Raw genomic sequence first — 20,304 nt, forward strand, 5'->3', positions numbered from 1 at the left:
CCTATAGGCAATATCTCTCCCTTTTGGCTCACAGCGCCAGTTACGGCGATCCCTTGGTCGATAGGCATACCGGAAAGCGCCGAGAGCAACGCAAACAGCTCGGCACCAGACGCAGAATCTCCGTCAATCATCCCATAGCTCTGCTCAAAACAGATGGTAGCTGCAAGGGTCAAAGGCCTATCCGCAGAAAAATATGCCCTAAGATATCCCGACAGGATCATGACCCCTTTGGTATGAATACTGCCGCTCAATTCTGCTTCACGTTCTATGTTTATAACGCCTTCCTTGCCCAAGGATATGTTGGCCGTAATCCTGGATGGCTTGCCAAAGATATAGTCCCCGAGGTCGTAGATGGCAAGACCGTTGACCTGCCCGACCGCTCTGCCGCTAGTATTCACCTTAATGATACCCTTGGCCAAAAGCTCTTGGAGGTGATCTTCATAGAGCCTACACCTGTAGGCCTTTTCGTTCATAGCCTTTTGGATATATTCGCCGGTGATCAATGGGCTTCCATCCTTTGCGGCCCAAAAATCGGCCTCACATATAAGATCAGCGATATCTGATACCTTAAGGCTCAATTTCTCCTGCGAGCCGGCAAGTTCGGCGCTGTATTCGATAAGTTTTGCGATCCCAGTGTTATGGATATCCCTGAGGCCGTTCTTTTTTACTATCGTCTTAACCGACTGCAATAACTGACCCAATCTGGCCTCGTTCCTGTCCACATGCACATCCATATGGGCCTTCACCTTAAAAAGCTCCCTAAAATCCTCATCAAAATTATAAAGCAGCTGATATATCTCTGAATTCCCCACAAGGACAATCTTTATATCCAGTGGAATGGCCATGGGCTTCAATGTCTTTGTGGTAAAAAGACCAAATTGCTCACCCGGATCTTCGATTTCAAGCCTCCGATCTCTTAAAGATCTCTTTAAGGCCTCATAGGAAAAGGGCCACTTTAGGAGATCCATGGCCTTGATAATCAGATATCCCCCATTGGCCTTGTGGAAGGCACCGGCCTTGATCATCGTAAAGTCTGTAACAAGCGCCCCGAATTGGGCCTTTTTCTCGATCGAACCAAATAGATTCGGATAACTCGGATTGCTCTCTATGACTACTGGCGCACCCTTTGTCTCAATGTTATCGACGATGAGGTTGACTTCATACTGGGTGAAACTCGGGGTCATCATAGGGAAAGGGAAAGGCGTCTGTGCCTGTGGCTTTGAACGGAAGTCGTCCATATTCTTTATGACATCCGCCTTGACGTCAGACAAATAATCCTGGATAAGGCCATGACCTTCATATTTTTTCTTGAGCTCATCAATAAAGCGATCACAAACCTGTCCTACCATCTCCGCATCAAGGGCCCTCAGCCTTTCGCTCACTTCCTGTTCAAGTTGATGGACGTGGCGCATGGTGCTGCCCATCTCTCTATGCAACATCTCAGACCTGGTCTTGAGCTCCATTTGCTGTTCTTCGGAAAGGGTCGAAAGCTCATCAGGGGTAAATGGGACGCCCTCTCCCTTGGCAGGGATCACCATCATACCGGTCTGGTCTGCCTGAAGGATAAAACCGCTTTCACGCACCTTCCTATCGAGTTCTTCGAATACCTGACTCCTCGCCTTATTGAAGGCCCTTATAATCTCCTCCTTGCGGGATATGTAGATCTCACTCTCAAATATCTTCGGGATATGCAGCTTAAGATTATCCACAAGCACAGACATATCCCTTTTAAATTCACGCCCCCTCCCCTGCTCAAGCCTTATAGCTATGGGTGAATCATGGTCTTTGAAGTTATAGACATAGCACCAATCGGAAGGGGATGACGGCAAGGTCTTTGCCACCTGCTCGACATACATCCGCGCCAGATCAAAAAGCCCTGTCTCCTTCGGCCCTGCAACATATACGTTGAAGTCAGGATGTCTTATTTCAAGGCCGAAGGCGAGGGCCTTGACAGCCCGCTCTTGGGCCAAGGTCTCTGTCTCCTCGTTTTCTTCAAGTCCAAAGAGGGTCTCGAACCCAAGGCCATTGGGGTCAATGTTCAGCCGAAGTGCACTTGGTTCAAGTGGCACATGCGTTATTTTTTCCATAATATGGTTGTATCGCTCCTTATTTTTTAATCAGCGCCTCCTCCCCAGGTGTCTGTAGGCCATATCAGTTGCGACCCTGCCCCTCGGCGTCCTGTGAAGGTAACCTTTCTGGATGAGATAGGGCTCATAGACATCTTCTATAGTATCACTTTCCTCTCCGACAGATGTTGCTATAGTCTCAAGTCCGACCGGGCCGCCTGAAAATTTGTCGATTATAACCTTTAATATCAATCTATCCATACGATCAAGTCCGCTTTTGTCAACGTCGATCAGAGACAGGGCCATGTCCGCCACCTCGGCGGATATATGCCCGTTTGCCCTAACCTCGGCATAATCTCGTACACGCCTCAGGAGCCTATTCGATATCCTGGGCGTACCTCTGGACCTCGAGGCTATCTCCATTGCTCCGCCTTCGTCGATTGAAATACCCATAATGGCTGCAGAACGTCTTACTATTTCATAGAGTTCGCGCTCATGATAGAATTCCATCCTCAATACCACACCAAACCTGTCCCTTAACGGCGGCGACAAGAGACCCGTCCTTGTGGTGGCCCCGATCAGTGTAAAACGCGGCAGATCGATCTTGATAGTGCGTGCGCTTGGACCCTGTCCTATAACAAGATCGAGCTGGAAATCCTCCATTGCAGGATAGAGTATCTCCTCGACCACCGGGTTGAGTCTGTGTATCTCGTCTATGAACAGGCATTCACCATCTTGTAGATTTGTAAGTATAGCGGCAAGGTCTCCAGGCCTTTCAATTACAGGACCGGACGTGGCCCTCAGATTGACACCCATCTCGTTTGCTATGATATTAGCGAGCGTAGTCTTTCCGAGGCCAGGCTGACCATGCAACAATACGTGATCAAGGGTCTCTCCACGCATGCGGGCAGCTGAAATGAAGACCTCAAGGCTGGATTTGACATCATTTTGTCCGACATATTCGGACAACTTTTTTGGGCGAAGTCCAGGCTCTATACCTCTTTCTTCTCCTATGGGCTTGGGATCAAGTTCTCTGTCTCGGTTGAGCAAGGGCGCAGCCTCTTTCATGATGAACATACACCTTTACCCAAAAAGCTTAATGCGGTCTTAACGAGCCTCTCGATCCCCGTCCCTTCTCCAAGCTCGGCATGCGCCCTTTCAAGCGCGGATCTGGCCTCTAAACGACTGTATCCAAGGTTTAAAAGGGCCTGCATAACCTCTTCTTCGTAAACACCTGGACCTGCTTTTGCAATGCCACCGCTGGCCTGCGTTTTCTGTTGTTCGACAAGAATAAGCCTTGCCTTTTCCTTAAGATCGACGCACAGTCTAGCTGCCGTCTTCTTGCCCACGCCGTGTATGGCCTGAAGCCTTTTTATGTCATAACCGGCTATCGTCTTTAAGAGTTCCTGTACAGTAAACATCGAGAGGATATTCAAGGCCATCTTTGGACCTACGCCCGACACCTCGATGAGCATCCTAAACATATCGCGCTCCTCCATCCCCTCAAAACCGTAAAGCGAAACCGCGTCTTCTTTCCATACAAGATGCGTAAAGACGGTTATTTCCCTTCCTATGGATTCAAGTCTTGAAACGGCCGGAGCAGGCATCTGTATCTCATAACCTATGCCGTTTACGTCAAGGATGATACCCCTCTTGTCCCAAAGCCTCTCCACTCTGCCCTTGAGATAACCTATCATCTCCTATTCAACCTTGACGAGATACCTACCATCATGCGCCTGCATCTCATTGAATTGGCATGACATATGGCAACGGCAAGTGCATCCGATGCATCCTGAGCCACCTTTTCCTGTAGATTCAGCATCACCTTAACCATCTGTTGGATCTGGTGTTTTTCCGCCCTGCCATAGCCCACGACAGCCTTTTTGATTTCCATCGGCGAATACTCATAGACACAGAGACCGCGGTGCACAGCGGCCAAAATGGCAACCCCCCTTGCATGTCCAAGAAGCAGGGCCGATCTAGGGTTGTTCTTGTGAAATATACCTTCTATAGCCGAGGTCTCAGGGGCAAGACGCTCTATCACCTTGCCAAGACCGGCATATATACACTCAAGCCTCTTTGCCAAATTGTTCCCATCTTTATCGCCTTGAGCCCTGCGACATCCTGGCCTAATGACACCTGCATCAACAAAGCAAAGCCTGTCCCCATCCTTCTTTATGATGCCGTAGCCTGTGGCAATGCTGCCGGGATCAATGCCAAGAATAAGCCCATCTGACATCTTTATCCTAACTTCTCAAGAAGACTGTCGGATATATCGAAATTCGCATAGACATGCTGAACATCGTCATTATCTTCTATTGCCTCCATAAGCCTCAATATCTGACCTGCCTGCTGTTCATCCTCGATCTTTACGACAGTCTTAGGGACCATTGTCACCTGTGCCTCCTCGATCTTTATGCCCTTGGCCTCTATTGCGGCCCTTACGGCTTCGAACGAATCAGGGGTGGTGCGTATCTCCCAATCCGACTCATTCTCCTTCAGGTCTTCAGCCCCTGCCTCAAGGGCCAATGTCATAAGCGACTCTTCGTCAATGCTCGATTTCTCTACAATGATAAGCCCTTTTTTCTCAAACATCCAGGCCACACTACCCGGTTCACCTAGACTCCCACCCCGCTTTGAGAATATATGCCTCACATCAGAGACTGTCCTCTGGCGGTTATCTGTCATGGCCTCAACCAGCACCGCAACGCCGCCAGGCCCATAACCTTCATATAAGATCTCTTCATAGTTGGCGCCTTCAAGCTCGCCAGTCCCCTTTTTGATAGCCCTTTCTATGTTCTCCTTCGGCATATTTTCCGACTTGGCGGCCATAATAGCATTCCTGAGCCGGGGGTTACTGGCTGGATCGCCCCCGCCAAGACGGGCGGCAACCATTATTTCTTTTATAAGCTTGGTGAAAATCTTGCCCCGCTTGGCATCCAACGCCCCCTTTTTGTGCTTTATGGTACTCCATTTTGAATGTCCTGACATAGAAAACCTCCGGATACTATACAGATCTGGGCATAAAGATAACTTTTTAACCGGCCGTTGAAAAGATGTCTATATAATAAAAAAATAGTCAAACCATAGGCTATGCCTAGCCGAAGGCGGAAGACAGAAAGGTCAGCGGATTTACAGCCTTCAAAAAGAGATCTCTATAGGCCCTTCTACCGGTTATGATGTCCAGATGATAACCTATGACCTTATCAGTTCCAACCCTCATCATCAGGCGACTGAGTCTAGGCATCCCATAAAAAAGATGTGCAAGGCGCCTTGCATATGACAGTTCCCTGATAAATTCCTCCTGAACAAGGCTGTTATAGACGGTCAACCTGCCGTTTTTACCAGTTAAGGTGGCGGCAATACATCTTGCAGCCAATTCCGCCTGTCTCAGGGCATGATAAATACCCTCGCCAGTTATCGGATCGGCAAGACCAGCCGCATCACCTACGAGAAGACCCACGGGGCTAGCAAAAGGGCCGTTATGCGGTCCAAGCGGTATCATATGACCCCTGATCCCTTTTATATCCTGCTCTTTCAAGCCCCTTGAAACCATAAAATCGAACAGGCGACCCCTCAGGCCCTTCGTCTCTTTACCTGTTGAGAATACCCCTACAGAGAGGTGATCGGCCTTTGGAAAGACCCAGCCATAACCCTTAGGCGCCGCACTGAAGTCAAACTCAACCATGCCGCGCCAGGCATCAAGGGATTCTCGGCTGAGGGGATAAACCTCCGCCTCTACGGCGGGACATCCGACCCTGTTCTTCCAGAGCCCGAGCGCCCTAGCCGTCCTGCTACCTGCCCCGTCGGCCCCGGCAAGGACCAGGGCCTTAAAATCGCCTGCAGTGGTCTGCACCTCGAGGCTTCCGCCAGATGCGGCCTTGACATCCTTGAAAGCCACTCCTGTCAAGACCACTGCGCCCGCTTCCTGGGCCTTTGACACCAAAAAGGAATCGAGCCTCGACCGCATCACAAGACCGATCACCGGTTGATCGAATAAAACCTCCCGGATAAAACCGCCGCCGAAGCAAAGCCTAGCCTTTACAGCCCAATCTTCAACAATCCCTGTCAAATCAAACGGCAGGAGATCAAGGGCGCGTTTTGTAAGCCCCCCGCCGCAAGGCTTGTAACGGGGGATGGATTTCTTTTCGAGGATAAGGCACTTCAACCCAAGCGAAGAAAGTAGATAACCCAGATAGGCACCACCTGGTCCTGCCCCTGCTATAATGCAATCAAAGCTTCTGGTTAAACCCTCAACTGTTCCCATCCTGCGCCATCTCTCTAGCCAAGGTCTCTGAGTTTGCAACGCAGTCGTTCAGGCTCACACCTCCGACCCAATTGCAACGTATCTTTATCCTGTCACTGTCAAACCCTTCGACAACCCTGCGGACTACATCGGCATGTCCCACGTTGTATTGCGGTATCGCTTCATCCCACTTGAAGACCCTGACGAATTCAGGGCCGGCCTTTAGGCCCAAAAGGTCTTTAAGTTCCTTCAAGGCCGTTTGGACAATATTTTCTTGAGGCATCCTTGCCAGTTCAGGCGCCCTCGCGCCCCCTATAAGGACCCTTATCAAACAATACCCGCTCGGCGCCCTTCCGGAAAATATCGACGAATCCCAAAGGACGCCAAGGATATCCCTCTTCTCCCTCGATGGACACAGGAAACCAAAACCGTCAAGAGGTCCGGGCAAATGCCTTTCGTGCACACCGATGGCCACTATGCTTATCGGCGGATAATAAATAGAAAAGGCCGCATCCGCTGCTGCAGGGAAGGACCTTGACATGATGCGCGAGGCCTCTCTTGCAGGACAGGCCACAACAACGTGGGTTGCCTCTATCTCTTCGCCATCCGCCGTAAGGCAGGAAAAACCATCCCTCCCCATCCTCCTGATGGAAATCACCTGTGTATCAAGCCTGACGATGTCTGACAGGTCTCTATAAAGGGCCTCGACAAGCTCGTTCATACCGGCCGCGAACGACATGAGCACACCACCTGGTCCTGCCGTAGGGACGTTTAAGCCCTTGCGCCTCGCCTCTTTTTTTAAGACCATCATGGCCCGAATAAGGCTGCCATAGCCTTGCTCAAGCTCATATATCTTTGGAAAACAGGCCTTCAAGGACAATGCATAAGGATCTCCAGCATAAATGCCGGCGGCCATCGGATCGATCAGATAATCGAAGGCCTCCTTGCCCAGGCGTCTTATTGCAAACCCTGCAAGCGATTCTTCTTTGATGGCGCTGGCCTTTGGAATGAAGGGCTCCAACGCCAACCTGACCTTGCCGACAGGCGACAACAACTTTGAACGCAAGAGGGCCAACGGGGATTCAGGAAGCCTTAAAAGATCACCGTCTTTTACAACAAAACGCCTTCGCGCCGAATCATTGCTCTTTAAAAGACTTAGACCCAACAAGCCTGCCAATCTCAAGGCCGCCGGTTTGTTATCAAGAAAACCGTTCACCCCCCTCTCCCAAACAAAACCCTCTTCTATCGCCGTCCAGACCTTGCCGCCTGGCCTTGGCGCCCTTTCCAATATCAATATCTCCCAACCTGGCTTTAGCCTCCTTAAATACCACGCAAAAGAAAGTCCGGAGACACCACCTCCTATTACAATCACCCTAGCCATCCGATCTCCCTGAAACTATCCTCAACCAGCATCCCCAATGCCGCAATAAAGGCCGGCCTGTCATTCAACGATGGCGCACGAACGAGCCTCACTCCCATTTCGGCCGCCATGTCTTTATACAGCATGTCTATTTCATAAAGGGTCTCGACATGATCCGAAACAAAACTGATCGGCACGACCAATATCCTTTTTTTGCCTTCTTTTGCAAATCTCAAGATCATAGTATCTGTACCAGGCCCAAGCCATTTCACAGGACCGCTCCTGCTCTGAAAGGAGAGTTCGCCCCTGACGCCCGTCATCCCCTCAAGCGCCTCTATAGTGAGGCGAAGGTTATCCACGTATGGATCGCCTGATTCAATGAGGTATTCCGGCAGACTATGTGCGCTATATAGGAGAGCGAAATCAGACGGCAGATGCGGCAACAAGGCCTTTTCTTCAGGACGGAAAAGGGCATCCAGGCCATCTTCCAAGCACTCGGCCAAGGCCTCAATATAAGGCCTATAATCAGGGAAGGCCATGATCTCTATGTGCAGCAAGCCCAAATCCTCACAGGCTGCACTGAAATCCGCAAGAGATGAACCACTCGTGGCCCTGCTGTAATGAGGATACAGCGAAAGCCCTGCGACGCTTGATATGCCCTGTTCCTTTAATGATTTCAAGACGTCTGGTGTCCTGGGCGACCAATATCTCATACCGGCCGCTGCCGTAATGTCTATACCTTTATCATTGAGCAATCTTTCGACAGCCCTCGCCTGAGACATAGTGATCTCTAAAAGCGGGCTCTTGCCGCCTATAAGGCCATAGCTCTTCTCGCTCTTCGGCGCCCTCTTTTTTGCTATCCACCAGGCGAGCAACGCCTGAAAAGGTCTCGGACCAAGCCTGATTATGTCCCGATCGGAGAAGAGATTTTGAAGAAATGGTCTGACGGCGGCCAAACAATCCGGCCCGCCCATATTTAAAAGGACGACACCCGTCTTCATGCCGAAAGTTCGTGCACCAGCTCCACCAAAAGCCTTACCTTTTCATATGGAATTTCAGGAAGAACGCCATGGCCGAGATTAAAGATGTGGCTTTTGGCAAGGGTACCCTGTTCAAGTATGGACCTCACCTTCTCCCTTAAAAAATTCTCCGGTAAAAACAAGGAACATGGATCCAGATTCCCTTGTATGGACACATCGCCAAGTCGAAACACGGCGTCTTTTATCTCGGTTCGCCAATCCAGACCGATGACATCCGCTCCGGCGTCAGCCGTCTCTTCGAGGAGATGACAGCCATCCAGCACAAAATATATACCTGGAACCCCGGCCTTTTTTATCCCGGTGAATATCTGTTTGACATATGGAAGCACGAAGGCCTTATAGTCAGTCCTTGAGAGGACGCCTGCCCAGGTGTCAAATACCTGGACGGCCTGCGCCCCGGCACCTATCTGCCCCAAAAGATAGGCCATAGTCACATCTGTCAGAAGCGCCATCAGACGGTGAAAGAGCTCGGGCGCAGAAAACATCATCTTTTTTGTATGTAGGAAATTTTTAGAGCTTCCACCCTCTATCATATAGGTCGCCAGGGTGAAGGGGGCGCCTGCGAAACCTATGAGCGGGACCTTGTCCTTCAGTTCATCCCGAAGAATGGCTATGGTCTCCAGGACAAAAGGGGTATCTGCCGCAGGATCGATGTTGCGGAGGGCCGATATGTCCCTCTCCGTTCTGACAGGCGGCGACAAGATAGGTCCCTTGCCCTCCGAGAAGACAAGATTTATCCCCATCGCCTCTGCCGGTATGAGTATATCTGAAAACAGTATAGCTGCATCCATACCCAAGATATCAACAGGCTGGAGGGTGACGTCGGCGGCAAGTCTAGGGGTCTTGCAGAGGGTCAAAAAATCCATGCCACCGCGCACTCGCTGATAATCCGGCAGATATCGTCCGGCCTGCCTCATGACCCAGACAGGTATAGGTCTGGTCTTTTCCCCTTTACATGCCTTCAAGAAGATGTCTTTCATACAACCCTCCCACTCCTTACCTGCAGTGGCATGTATCTGCAAAACGGTTCCTCGGCGAGATAATCTCCGGTCAAGGCGTATGCCCTGGCCCTGCAACCCCCGCATATAGAAACGTACTCACACCGCCCGCATCTGCCTTTATAGGATAAAAAGTCTCTAATTTCTTTAAAAAGCGGGCTGTTCAGCCAAATATCCTTAAATGGCCTTTCCCGGATGCTCCCTGCCGGGAGTGGGAAATAACTGCAAGGAAGGACGTTTCCATCTACATCCAACAACGCTATAAGTTGACCTGCCAGGCACCCCTTTGACCCACCAGTAGAGAACTTTAGGGTCCTTTTTTTTGGAATTTCCCCCTTTTCCTTGGCGAGCTGAAGCCTTACGCGGTAGTAATGTGGGGCACACGTGGGTCTTACCAGAAGTTCGTCTTCATGCCTTTCCATCTCATAGTGCCATCTAAGTATCTCTTCATAATCTTCAGGGGAGATAAGCTCGTTCATCACGTCCTCACCCCTTCCTGTAGGGACTATCATAAACATATACCACGCCGTTGCCCCAAGTTCCTTGGCGAGTCTCATGACCTTCGGTATCTCAGCCTGATTCCTCTTGGTGAATGAGGAATTAATCAAAAAATCTATGGAATGTCTTTTGAAAAGCCTTGCGGCGTTCATAACGCCGTCAAAGGCCCCTGGCTGGTCCCTAAAATTATCATGGACCTCAGCGCTTGCACCGTCCAGACTCAAAGAGACCATCTTTATGCCAGATGTCTTTATCTCCCTGCACACCTCATCGGTGACAAGGAGACCGTTTGTAGCAAGACACATCCTGAGGCCCTTTTCCGTGCCGTAACGGGCAAGCCTGGGCCAATCCATCCTCAAAAGGGGTTCGCCGCCTGAAAGAACCACAACAGGCCTTGCGAAATTAGATATGTCGTCGAGTATCCTGAAGCCCTCTTCGGTAGAAAAATCGGGATGACCCTTTATCTCCAGCTCTGATGAAGACCTACAGTGGATACAGTGGAGATTGCAACGTCTAGTTATCTCCCAGGCAAGCCATTTCAATTCGAAATCCATTCAATTTTACCCTGCAGTGCGGTTATAAACGATCATATAACACATCGATATTAAAATCGATATTAAATTTGAGGAGATTAACCCTCCATATCCAAAAAGGCAACAACTCTATCGTCTTTTACGGCGTCAAGACGCACAGGGACGATCAAATTTTGCATATGCGCATTGCTTAGACCCTTAATGATCACAGGTATATAATTCTCAGTATGACCAAACCAATCACCTGTCTCACCGGTCCTTGACTCCACCAAGCACTCAAAGGTTTTTCGAAGCTGGGATCGCCAGAATTCCATGCGCTTTACCTCACCAAGGGCCCTTAAGGCGGCCGCCCTCCGCACTCTCTCTCTTTGAGGCACAACGTCTTTCATGACGGCAGCCAAGGTGCCCTGTCGCTTTGAATAAGGAAAGGCATGGACATAAGCGACAGGAAGGTCTTTCAAAAGATTAAGGGTCATCAGAAAATCCTGTTCATCCTCAACGGGAAAACCAGCCATGACGTCAACCCCTATAGCTGCATTAGGCATCGTCTCCTTGATCTTGGAAACAAGTTGTACAAAAAGTCCTGGCTTGTAGCGCCTATTCATCGCCGAAAGCACCTTTTCAGAACCACTTTGGAGCGAAATATGCCAATGGGGGCAAAAATTATGCTGCGAACCGGCGAATGCCAACAGTTCATCACTTACTTCAGTCGGCTCGATAGAACTTAGGCGGAACCTGATGTCAGGAAAGGCAGGGCAAAGGGCCTTGATTAGATCAAGGAGACAGGTCTTCTGCGCAAGATCCCGCCCATAAAGACCTATGTGTATGCCTGTCAGCACCACCTCCTTTATGCCACCTACGGCAAGCGCCTCGACCTGTCTAAGCACGGCTTCAGGCGCCAGACTTCTGGAGCGCCCTCTGGTATATGGGACGATGCAATAACTGCAAAAGGCATCGCAGCCGTCCTGCACCCTCACATACGCCCTGGTCCGATCAAAAGGCGCTGTAATGAAAAAAGGGGCTATTTTTTTAACCATCCCGACATCGCCTGTATACACCTCCAGGCAACCCAAGTCTTCGAAGGCTATCTCGGGAATGGTGTGTTTTTGATCATTGCCTACAAGACAAACCTTGCATGGCATGGTCTCAAGCAGTTCCTGAAGGCCGATTTGGACGTAACAACCCGTAGCTATTACCCTGGCAGCCTGGTTTATACGTCTTGCCCTCCTGATCGCCTGCCTGGACTGATAGGCCGCCTTAGAAGTAACCGCGCAGGTATTTATAACATAAAGATCGGCTGCATCTTGAAAGGAAACAATCTCGCCTCCTTTGCACGCCAGACTCTCCGCTATGGCTGCAGTTTCAAACTGGTTTACCTTGCACCCCAAGGTATAGAAGGCTATCCGCATATCTTCCCGCCTCCAAGGACCTGCTCATCGTTGTAAAAAACTGCAAATTGCCCCGGCGTAACCGCACGTTGGGGCATATCAAAGATGACCCTTACCATACCGTCTTCTGCAGGTTCAACAATTGCTCGAACGCCCTGATGGCGGTAACGGATCTTGACCTGAGGCCGGCAGTCAAAGACCATAGCCGGATCATCAACCAGCCAATTTATGCCGTTCACCAGGCAACCAGTGGACAAAAGTTCGTCAGATCTGCCCACAATCAGGCGGTTGTTTTCATGGTCAAGGGCCAACACATACCAAGGCGAGCCACCTGGCAGGCCGCTCAGACCCTTCCTCTGCCCCACTGTATAGGCCCAAAGCCCCTTGTGCCGTCCAAGAATGCATCCGTCCCTTGTAACAACCTCACCTCCCTCGCCGTCTGCGTCCACACCCAGAAAATCCCGGTAATCGCCCTTTAAAAAACAGGCCTCCTGACTCTCCTTATGCACGATATCCAAGAAACCAGCCTTCCCCGCCAAGGCCTTAATCTCTTCTTTCGTAAACAAACCATTCGGGAACCAAAGGCGGTCAAAGGCCGTACGCTGGATCTGGTGCAGAAAATATGACTGGTCCTTAGCTGCATCGACACCCTTAAGGAGCACGGTACCGATGTCGTTGCGGCCAACCACCCTTGCATAGTGACCAGTGACTAGAACATCCAACCCCAGCCTGTCCATCAATTTCAGCCCATATCTTATCTTAATCCTGGGATTGCATACTACACATGGATTCGGGGTCTCACCAATCAGATAAGAGGTCTTGAAATAATCTATAACCTCCTGCTCAAATTCATTAAGGCAATCGACGATGTGGAGCCTTATGCCAAACCCCTCGGCGATGGCGGCTGCAGCGGAAAGACCGACATCATGCTTGGAGAGCCTCAGGTGAAATGCCTCGGTATGATAACCGGCCTCAACGGCCTTCATGACCGCAACCGCACTATCAACACCGCCGCTTATCGCAACCAATACCCCCTTTGTCATACAGTCCGACTAGGCGAGCGCCTTTTCCTTACTGAAGCGCACCTCCATGGCCCTGACAGGACAGACAAGGACACATAACTCGCAGCCAGTGCACTTCTTGGGGTCAAACATTACACACATAGTAGGTCTGTCGATGTAAAGGGCCTTTGTGGGACATACGCCTGTACAGGCACCGCACTGTATGCATATTTCGTTGTTTCGGCTTATCTCCTGCTCGACAGGTTTTACTACAACCCCTTGCGAGCGAAGATATTTGAGCCCCCTAGTGACCTCCGGCTTTTGCCCTGAAAGTTCCAATACCATAAGGCCTTCCTGGCCTGGAAAGACAGCTGCCTTCAAAATATTGAAGCAGAGACCGAAGTCCTTACTGAGCGCCCAAACTATGGGCTTGTCTGTTATCTCAGGCGGGAAACGAAGAACCAACATCCTTTTATACATAATCATAACTCCTTTTTAGACGACAAAGACCTCGGCTGCACACCAGGCACCGTGCATTTGCTTGAAAAGCATTTTTAATTAATTTATACTTTTTTTATGGAAAGAAAAGCCTCAACAAGTCTGAATCTTTATCAAATATTCATCGAGCTTTTCATCTGTTTTTCAATCTTCTTTTCAATTTTCCAATCTGGGCGTCTCTGCAACCCAATCCTGCAAAACCTTATTACGGAGAACCGCCATGATATCTAAACTGGATCAGGCGACAAGGGACATCTTAAATGGGTTAAATATAAGCATAATCCTAATTAATCAAACATGTAAAACCGTATTTGTAAATCAGGGCGCAGCCTCAATGCTTAAAATAGGCGATCCCAACAAAAACAAACCATATAGTTCTAATAAATGTCTCTTAAAATCTCTATTCGGACAAATTCAATGCCGCGACTGCCCTGTAAAATCGAATAAAACACATCTCCAAAGAGTCATAGACTGCTCGATCAGCGGCAAGCCAAAATACATTTTGGCGAATTTTAAAAAACAAAACGATCTATGCATCGTTTCATTAAAAGATATCTCAAGAGAACGTAAACTCATAGAAGATTATTTCTTTCTCAGAAAAGAGCTAACCGCAAAAACGATCTTAGAGGAATATAAAACTAAACAGTTAAAGATACTTCAAGAAAGATTAGAGATACTTTTTGATCATCTCCCAGATGGCCTAGCAATAATAGGCCTAGATCACACCATCATAGAAAGCAATCTCTTTCTAAAAGAAAAGTTGTCACAAAAATATCCTGCCAAGTCATACGTCAAATGCTTTGAAATATTCGGATACAAAGACCCTTGTAGACAATGTCCTATAACTGAAACATCCCAGAATAGATTTCAATTAATAGGTCATGAACGTGAAGGTGAACACATCACCGAAAATTTTATACCCATCGCCAATCAGTCTGGAGCACTTCTCGTATTCAAAGATGATACAAACAAGGTCAAACTTATCAAACAAATAAAGGCGCAACAACGGCAACTCAACGAACAAAAAGACCTTTTCGTGGAACTCTCGGGACTGATGCTCCTCATGCAGCAGCCGGGGGAAGATGAAACGAAACTGGCACATACAGTATTAAGCTCCATCCTTTCAAAGATAGGCGGTACAAAATGCTTCTTGCTAATAGAAGATATCCGAAGGGGTGTGATATGGCTTCAGATCTCCATAGGCCTTGAACATGACTGCGCCCAGGGGTTGATAGGTTCGTACCTCTCGCACCTTCCAAGGAAGTGTGATACGTTTGTCTTTCCACTCGAAGCCCTGCCGCCGGCTAGCGACGGTGGAGACAGAACATGGTTTCAGATGCCGCTGCGCTCAAACAAAGGCGAACAAATAGGGATCTTACTCCTGAATCAAGGTCGGGTCTCATCGATGCATGAATGCGACTTGGATGCAAACAATATCATTGATCTCTATTCCAAGTCGTTTTTGTCGTGGATACAGAATAAACTCCTTTTAAAAAGGCTGGAAGAGAGGGCCAACATCGACGGTCTCACAGGGCTTTATAACCGTTATTACTTCGAAAGGGCGCTTTCTGAAGAAATCTCTAAAAACGCAGGGCATGGCATACATTTCTCTGTAATAGTTGCTGATTTAAACGGCCTTAAGTTCATAAACGACGTTTACGGCCACCAGGCCGGAGATGAACTTATCAGGGCCGCGGCTGCAATTCTGTGCAAAAACGTCAGGGAGACGGACGTTCTGGCCAGAATCGGTGGCGACGAGTTTTATATCCTGCTCCCCAATACGACCTCTGGAAATGCTGTAAATTTACTCAATCGAATTAAAGAGACATTCAATGACAAGGAATTGCCTGTGGCCGAAGGTGTCTCTGTGCCGATCAGCGTCAGCCTAGGCTCGGCCAGTTCTGACCTTGTCCCGCCTGATGAGGTTGTAAAGGCGGCCGACAACGCTATGTATGCGGATAAAGACCGCTATTATGCTGACCATAAAAGATACCGATAAGATTTTCAAGATCGGATGGAGGGGTGAAGACCATGTCTTTAAGTTATGAACGGGAGTTGCAGGCCATACTCCGTTCCACGCAGGCCATACTAAACGGCGAGGTAGATCACGAGATAAGGCTTGACGCAGAGGGCATCATAGGGAATATCGCATCGGCAATCAATAAACTGATAAAAAACCTCAAGGAGGCCAAACCGTCGTTTGAACGAGTTGAAAAGGAGACCCCGCAATTTGCCGTTACGACCAAGACGGTCGCAAATCTCATGGGTGACTCCACTGGAAAGGTGCTGGATATATGCGACAACATAATAAAAGAATGCGACATCATTATGGGATCTGGCGCATTGCAGCAACTGCCTGAAATCTATGAACACCACAAAAAAATCAAGGCGGAGGTATTTGAAATCATCTCGGTGCAGTCGTATCAGGACGTGGCGAGGCAACAACTGGAACGAATGGAAAAACAGCTCGAGGAGATGCGCGATACGCTTATAAAGGCACTTATTATCCTGAATATCAAAAAATCGCCTCAGAGACAGGTAGCGGACGAATGCAAAGAGATTATAAATCAGATCAAGGCCGGCTCGGACGCCGGCAGGCTTGTTACCCAGGACCTCGTTGACGAACTCCTGGCCGAATATGGATTATAAACCATTGATGAAAAAAGAAGAACTGGACAAGGGTGTTATCTTGTACGGCACGGCAGTACTGAAGGTCTCAAAAAACGGGATGGAGGCCGCGCTTTCCCCCATCGAACAGGATATTGATCCAGACTGCCTGCATGACCTGCCGGAGATATTAAAACAATACGAGATAATATATGGGATACAACGACCGCCTCAATTTGAAAACGGTAGATGGGTGGTCGCAAGAGGAAATCCGCCTGTGGACGGCGAGGACGGCGGACTCGAATTTATGCCGAGATTCGAGGGGCTTAAAGAGCCGGAATCCAACTCACACAAAAGATTTGTCAATGTAGGCAAAGACGATATAATCGCAAAGATCATACCACCAACGCCTGGAATCCCTGGAAAAGATATATTCGGACATGAAATACCGCCGAAACCAGGAAAACCAGCACAATTCAAACTGGGTCAAGGCGCCGCAGTCTCCTCTGACGAGATTGCCATCATAGCGTCGAGGAGCGGGAAGGCGGAGATCAAGAACGGCGAGATAACCGTACTGGATGAATATATCATCAATGGAGATCTTGACATAACCATAGGAGATATGGAGTTCTGGGGGAGGTTACTGACTATCTCCGGGTCTATCTCAGGTGCGTTCAAGGTCTCAACCTGGAACGATCTGACCGTGACTGGCAATATAGAAGGCGAGGCGCAGATATATGTCAAGGGCAACCTTAAGGTTGGAGGCATAATCAGAGGGAATAAGACCCGAGTAAACACGGGAAACGATCTGTATGCAAAGGCCATTGAATATGCCGATATATCGGTAGGTGGCGACATGGAGGTCGAAGACTATATCCTCAAGGCTGAATGCAGGGTAAAAGGATATGCCTGGATCATCCAGGGACGCGGCATGATAAGCGGTGGAAACCTCTTTCTTGGGCATTCGCTGGCAGTAAACACGCTTGGATCGCCAACTAATATCTTTACAAATATCTCAATAGGTTTTGATTTCGATTTGATGTCAAAATATAAAAAGATAGTTGATGACCTGGAGACTATTGCCAAAAAACTTGAAGATGTGAAAAATGGGCTTAAAAAAATTGACCTACTGGAACGCAGTGGTCCACTCGATGAAAAATTCAGTTTTATCAAACAGCATCTCTCAAATACACTTATCAAGCTAGGTGAAGAAGCTATTCTAAAAAAAGGGGAGCTTGAAAAGCTTCAAGAAGAATTGACGGCAAAACAAAGCGCAACTATTTTCGTCAATAAAAATATCTATTCAAACACAAGAATAACAATCTATAACACTACTTTCGATTGCCCTATCGATTTAAATGGCAAATATAGACTAATCTATCAAAATGGAGAGGTACTTACCATCCCATTTACATAATTAAATTTAAAATCAAAGTTATTTTTCTAATTATTACTTATGTGAAGCATGACTTATTTCTGAAAAACAACTTACATATTTCAAACCATAAAATACTTATAAAAGCGGCTGTAAAACAAAATGCAAGGTCGTCCAAGTGCAATATGCCAAAATGAAATGTCTCACGCAAAAATGGAACATACAAAATAAGCCCAAGGAATATGACGATTCCGCATATGACTATCGACAGCGTTGAGTTCCAGGTCTTTAATGTCTCAGGGATGGTGCGCTTCCATGATCGGTTGGTCAAGGTTAGACCTATGTCCGCCATTATCAGTGTAGCAAATGCAAGTGCACGCACAACTCCTACATCTTTATCAAGATACAAAGCTGCCCAGTAAACCAATCCTATGGCCACCAAGATACCTAATCCCTGGAATATACTTATAATGATATAGTTGATATCAAAAAGCGGCTCATTCACAGGACGAGGTGGTCTATCCATGATATCCATCTCTTCTTGCTCGGCCTCAAAGACGATAGAACAGGTAGGGTCGATTATCAATTCAAGAAAGACGATATGCGCCGGCCAAAGGATGACCGGAAGACCTTTAAAAAGCACAGGGACAAGGGACATACCGGCAATGGGGACATGTATCGAAAGGATATACGCCATCGCCTTTCTCAGATTATCAAAAATCCGGCGGCCGAGCCTGACGGCATCAACGATCGAAGAAAAATCGTCATCCAGCAGCACTAGATCGGCTGTCTCCCTTGCTACATCAGTCCCTCTGCCGCCCATCGCGATGCCGATATTGCTCGATTTCAATGCTGGCGCATCATTTACGCCATCACCAGTCATTGCAACAACCTCTCCATTTGCCTTGAATGCATTTACTATTCTCAACTTTTGTTCAGGAAGTATCCGTGCAAAGATAGAGACATCTTTCACCCGCTCTCTCAATTCCGTGTCCGTCATACAGTCAATTTCAACGCCGGTAATGCAGTTTCCGACATTCTTGAGACCTATCCGCCGTCCGACATATTGTGCAGTTACCAAATAATCACCTGTAATAATTACGACTCTTATCCCGGCCCTATAAAACTCTTCTATGGCGTCTTTCACGGTCGGCCTGATTGGATCGGAAAGGCCTATGAACCCTAGAAACTCGAACTCGAAATCATGCTGGATTTGAGGCAACTGCCCAGGCCCTAAAAATGACTTCGCAACACCGAGCACCCTCAGGCCTTCCGAAGCCATTTCCTTGATGGTTTCTGACAATATCCGCCTGCTGGCGTCAGACAGGTGGCACAAATCAAATATCGCCTCGGGCGCACCTTTTGCCGCTATGACATACCTGCCGTCACCAGGGATCCTCCAGACGTGCGACATGGCGAGCAACTCCTTTGACAGCGGATATTCCTGAATAAACTCCCAATCTGCATGCAGGCACCTGGCGTCGCCGACAAACTTAAACCGCCCGAGCTCTGCAATCGCCTTTTCCATCGGATCAAACGGATCTTTCTGGCTTGCAAGTATCCCATATTCTATAAGCTGATAAAAATCTTCAGGCAAAACAGCTTCTTTTCCCATATCTACATCAAAATCAAAATAACACCCCGCCGAATAAATCTTTCTCACCTGCATCTTATTTTGCGTTAAAGTACCGGTCTTGTCCGTACACAACACGGTAGCCGCACCGAGTGTCTCAATGGCTGAAATTTTACGCGTCAGCACGTGTTTTTTCGAGATCCTCCACGCCCCAAGCGCCATAAAAACGGTCAATACCACGGGAAACTCTTCAGGGAGCATCGCCATTGCAAAGGTTATGCCGGAAAGAAGACCTTGAATAAAATCACCCCTCGTAACGCCGTATACAATAATAATGACGATACACAATATGCCGCCTGTAATGAGCAATACCCTCACAAGGCGCCCAGTCTCTTCTTTAAGCCTTGAATCTTCCTCTGCAAGGCCTTCCATCGCCCTGCCTATCTTCCCAAGCCTCGTATCGACGCCTGTTGCGACCACCCTGGCATATCCCAGCCCCCGCGTGATCATTGTCCCGGAATAGACATAAGGCCGGTCGTCGCCACCAGGACCGGCTCTGTCCACACCTCCATCCCAATCCACCTTCCGAACAGGCATGGACTCACCGGTTAGAAGCGATTCATCCACGGCAAGATTGACGGCCCGCAGGACAACCGCATCAGCCGGCACTCTATCGCCTTCTCTTAAGATGATAATGTCGTCCACTACGACATCTCGGCCCGCTATGCGCATCTCTTTGCCGTCTCTTATGACAAGGGCCCTTGGACTTGAAAGACGCTTAAGCATATCGAGCGCCTTTTCTGTCTTTCTTTCCTGATAAAATGTGATCCCCATGACCACAAATACAAATCCAAGGAGCATCAAGGCCTCTTTAAAATCGCCAAGCATCAGATACAATCCACCGCAGATCACAAGGAGCACAAACAGAGGCTCCCTTACAACCTCCAGAGTCGTCTGAAAGATATTCCTTGGCCTTGATGAAGGCAGTTCATTCAGACCATATTTTTTAATCCTTTCCTTGGCCTCTGCCTCCGACAACCCTTTTATCGTTTTTATGTCGAAATCCGCCATTGGCCACCTAAAATGACGATCTCACTACTACGCAGAAATGGAATTAAAGT

At 48.5% G+C, this 20,304-nt stretch carries 17 protein-coding genes; 3 read left to right on the forward strand and 14 right to left on the reverse strand.

Annotated elements, in window-relative coordinates:
* The 13 genes from ACP5SG_RS04340 to ACP5SG_RS04400 all read right to left on the reverse strand — a co-directional run.
* The coding region (locus ACP5SG_RS04340; protein ID WP_428122315.1) for a Lon protease family protein at positions 1 to 2,087 on the reverse strand (2,087 nt) is incomplete at its 3' end.
* A gap of 30 nt (positions 2,088 to 2,117) precedes the next feature.
* Positions 2,118 to 3,134: a Holliday junction branch migration DNA helicase RuvB gene (gene ruvB, locus ACP5SG_RS04345; RefSeq protein WP_424661811.1), complete on the reverse strand. Its 1,017-nt coding sequence runs from the start codon at positions 3,132 to 3,134 to the stop codon at positions 2,118 to 2,120.
* The gene (ruvA, locus tag ACP5SG_RS04350; protein WP_237887777.1) at positions 3,131 to 3,763 is read right to left on the reverse strand and encodes a Holliday junction branch migration protein RuvA; all 633 of its coding nucleotides are present in this window, start codon (positions 3,761 to 3,763) and stop codon (positions 3,131 to 3,133) included. The genes ruvB and ruvA overlap by 4 nt, the downstream gene beginning before the upstream one ends.
* Positions 3,760 to 4,305, reverse strand: a complete 546-nt coding sequence (ruvC, locus tag ACP5SG_RS04355; RefSeq protein WP_428122320.1) for a crossover junction endodeoxyribonuclease RuvC — start codon at positions 4,303 to 4,305, stop codon at positions 3,760 to 3,762. Before ruvC ends, ruvA begins: the two co-directional genes overlap by 4 nt.
* A gap of 2 nt (positions 4,306 to 4,307) precedes the next feature.
* Positions 4,308 to 5,057, reverse strand: a complete 750-nt coding sequence (locus ACP5SG_RS04360) for a YebC/PmpR family DNA-binding transcriptional regulator (RefSeq protein ID WP_237887773.1) — start codon at positions 5,055 to 5,057, stop codon at positions 4,308 to 4,310.
* 106 nt (positions 5,058 to 5,163) lie between these two features.
* A complete protein-coding gene (locus tag ACP5SG_RS04365; RefSeq protein ID WP_237887771.1) occupies positions 5,164 to 6,333 on the reverse strand; it encodes a geranylgeranyl reductase family protein in 1,170 nt (389 codons plus the stop codon).
* The gene (gene hemG / locus ACP5SG_RS04370; RefSeq protein WP_237887770.1) at positions 6,320 to 7,693 is read right to left on the reverse strand and encodes a protoporphyrinogen oxidase; all 1,374 of its coding nucleotides are present in this window, start codon (positions 7,691 to 7,693) and stop codon (positions 6,320 to 6,322) included. Before hemG ends, ACP5SG_RS04365 begins: the two co-directional genes overlap by 14 nt.
* Positions 7,681 to 8,673: a ferrochelatase gene (gene hemH / locus ACP5SG_RS04375; RefSeq protein ID WP_237887768.1), complete on the reverse strand. Its 993-nt coding sequence runs from the start codon at positions 8,671 to 8,673 to the stop codon at positions 7,681 to 7,683. The genes hemG and hemH overlap by 13 nt, the downstream gene beginning before the upstream one ends.
* Positions 8,670 to 9,692 (reverse strand): uroporphyrinogen decarboxylase, encoded by a 1,023-nt coding sequence (hemE, locus tag ACP5SG_RS04380; protein ID WP_237887766.1) that lies wholly within the window; start codon positions 9,690 to 9,692, stop codon positions 8,670 to 8,672. The genes hemH and hemE overlap by 4 nt, the downstream gene beginning before the upstream one ends.
* Positions 9,689 to 10,762, reverse strand: a complete 1,074-nt coding sequence (locus ACP5SG_RS04385; protein ID WP_237887764.1) for a radical SAM/SPASM domain-containing protein — start codon at positions 10,760 to 10,762, stop codon at positions 9,689 to 9,691. Before ACP5SG_RS04385 ends, hemE begins: the two co-directional genes overlap by 4 nt.
* 77 nt (positions 10,763 to 10,839) lie before the next feature.
* Positions 10,840 to 12,150, reverse strand: a complete 1,311-nt coding sequence (gene mtaB / locus ACP5SG_RS04390) for a tRNA (N(6)-L-threonylcarbamoyladenosine(37)-C(2))-methylthiotransferase MtaB (protein WP_237887762.1) — start codon at positions 12,148 to 12,150, stop codon at positions 10,840 to 10,842.
* Complete coding sequence (gene mnmA / locus ACP5SG_RS04395) at positions 12,141 to 13,172, reverse strand: tRNA 2-thiouridine(34) synthase MnmA (RefSeq protein WP_237887760.1); 1,032 nt, start codon at positions 13,170 to 13,172, stop codon at positions 12,141 to 12,143. Before mnmA ends, mtaB begins: the two co-directional genes overlap by 10 nt.
* Before the next feature lie 9 nt (positions 13,173 to 13,181).
* Positions 13,182 to 13,610, reverse strand: coding sequence for an NIL domain-containing protein (locus tag ACP5SG_RS04400; RefSeq protein ID WP_237887758.1), 429 nt, complete (start codon positions 13,608 to 13,610; stop codon positions 13,182 to 13,184).
* A 520-nt stretch (positions 13,611 to 14,130) separates the two neighbouring features.
* Between ACP5SG_RS04400 and ACP5SG_RS04405 the strand changes: the two genes are divergently transcribed.
* Genes ACP5SG_RS04405 through ACP5SG_RS04415 form a run of 3 tightly spaced genes read left to right on the forward strand, consistent with a single transcriptional unit; the run spans position 14,131 to position 17,652 of the window.
* Positions 14,131 to 15,627 (forward strand): diguanylate cyclase, encoded by a 1,497-nt coding sequence (locus ACP5SG_RS04405; protein WP_428122341.1) that lies wholly within the window; start codon positions 14,131 to 14,133, stop codon positions 15,625 to 15,627.
* Positions 15,628 to 15,659: 32 nt separating this feature from the next.
* A complete protein-coding gene (locus ACP5SG_RS04410) occupies positions 15,660 to 16,277 on the forward strand; it encodes a protein phosphatase CheZ (protein WP_237887754.1) in 618 nt (205 codons plus the stop codon).
* Positions 16,278 to 16,284: 7 nt separating this feature from the next.
* On the forward strand, positions 16,285 to 17,652 hold the full coding sequence (locus tag ACP5SG_RS04415) for a DUF342 domain-containing protein (protein WP_428122346.1): 1,368 nt from the start codon (positions 16,285 to 16,287) through the stop codon (positions 17,650 to 17,652).
* A 37-nt stretch (positions 17,653 to 17,689) separates the two neighbouring features.
* Here ACP5SG_RS04415 and ACP5SG_RS04420 read toward each other — a convergent pair whose 3' ends face one another.
* On the reverse strand, positions 17,690 to 20,254 hold the full coding sequence (locus ACP5SG_RS04420) for a cation-translocating P-type ATPase (RefSeq protein WP_237887750.1): 2,565 nt from the start codon (positions 20,252 to 20,254) through the stop codon (positions 17,690 to 17,692).
* Positions 20,255 to 20,304: the final 50 nt, after the last annotated feature.

It is taken from the genome of Dissulfurimicrobium sp. (assembly GCF_049968175.1).
Taxonomy (GTDB): Bacteria; Desulfobacterota; Dissulfuribacteria; order Dissulfuribacterales; family Sh68; genus Dissulfurimicrobium; species Dissulfurimicrobium hydrothermale.

Excerpts from the sequence above, each read along its gene's own strand:
- ruvB (WP_424661811.1), bottom strand. The coding sequence starts at position 3,134 with ATGAAAGAGGCTGCGCCCTTGCTCAACCGAGACAGAGAACTTGATCCC.
- ruvA (WP_237887777.1), bottom strand. The coding sequence starts at position 3,763 with ATGATAGGTTATCTCAAGGGCAGAGTGGAGAGGCTTTGGGACAAGAGG.
- ruvC (WP_428122320.1), bottom strand. The coding sequence starts at position 4,305 with ATGTCAGATGGGCTTATTCTTGGCATTGATCCCGGCAGCATTGCCACA.
- ACP5SG_RS04360 (WP_237887773.1), bottom strand. The coding sequence starts at position 5,057 with ATGTCAGGACATTCAAAATGGAGTACCATAAAGCACAAAAAGGGGGCG.
- ACP5SG_RS04365 (WP_237887771.1), bottom strand. The coding sequence starts at position 6,333 with ATGGGAACAGTTGAGGGTTTAACCAGAAGCTTTGATTGCATTATAGCA.
- hemG (WP_237887770.1), bottom strand. The coding sequence starts at position 7,693 with ATGGCTAGGGTGATTGTAATAGGAGGTGGTGTCTCCGGACTTTCTTTT.
- hemH (WP_237887768.1), bottom strand. The coding sequence starts at position 8,673 with ATGAAGACGGGTGTCGTCCTTTTAAATATGGGCGGGCCGGATTGTTTG.
- hemE (WP_237887766.1), bottom strand. The coding sequence starts at position 9,692 with ATGAAAGACATCTTCTTGAAGGCATGTAAAGGGGAAAAGACCAGACCT.
- ACP5SG_RS04385 (WP_237887764.1), bottom strand. The coding sequence starts at position 10,762 with ATGGATTTCGAATTGAAATGGCTTGCCTGGGAGATAACTAGACGTTGC.
- mtaB (WP_237887762.1), bottom strand. The coding sequence starts at position 12,150 with ATGCGGATAGCCTTCTATACCTTGGGGTGCAAGGTAAACCAGTTTGAA.
- mnmA (WP_237887760.1), bottom strand. The coding sequence starts at position 13,172 with ATGACAAAGGGGGTATTGGTTGCGATAAGCGGCGGTGTTGATAGTGCG.
- ACP5SG_RS04400 (WP_237887758.1), bottom strand. The coding sequence starts at position 13,610 with ATGTATAAAAGGATGTTGGTTCTTCGTTTCCCGCCTGAGATAACAGAC.
- ACP5SG_RS04410 (WP_237887754.1), top strand. The coding sequence starts at position 15,660 with ATGTCTTTAAGTTATGAACGGGAGTTGCAGGCCATACTCCGTTCCACG.
- ACP5SG_RS04415 (WP_428122346.1), top strand. The coding sequence starts at position 16,285 with ATGAAAAAAGAAGAACTGGACAAGGGTGTTATCTTGTACGGCACGGCA.
- ACP5SG_RS04420 (WP_237887750.1), bottom strand. The coding sequence starts at position 20,254 with ATGGCGGATTTCGACATAAAAACGATAAAAGGGTTGTCGGAGGCAGAG.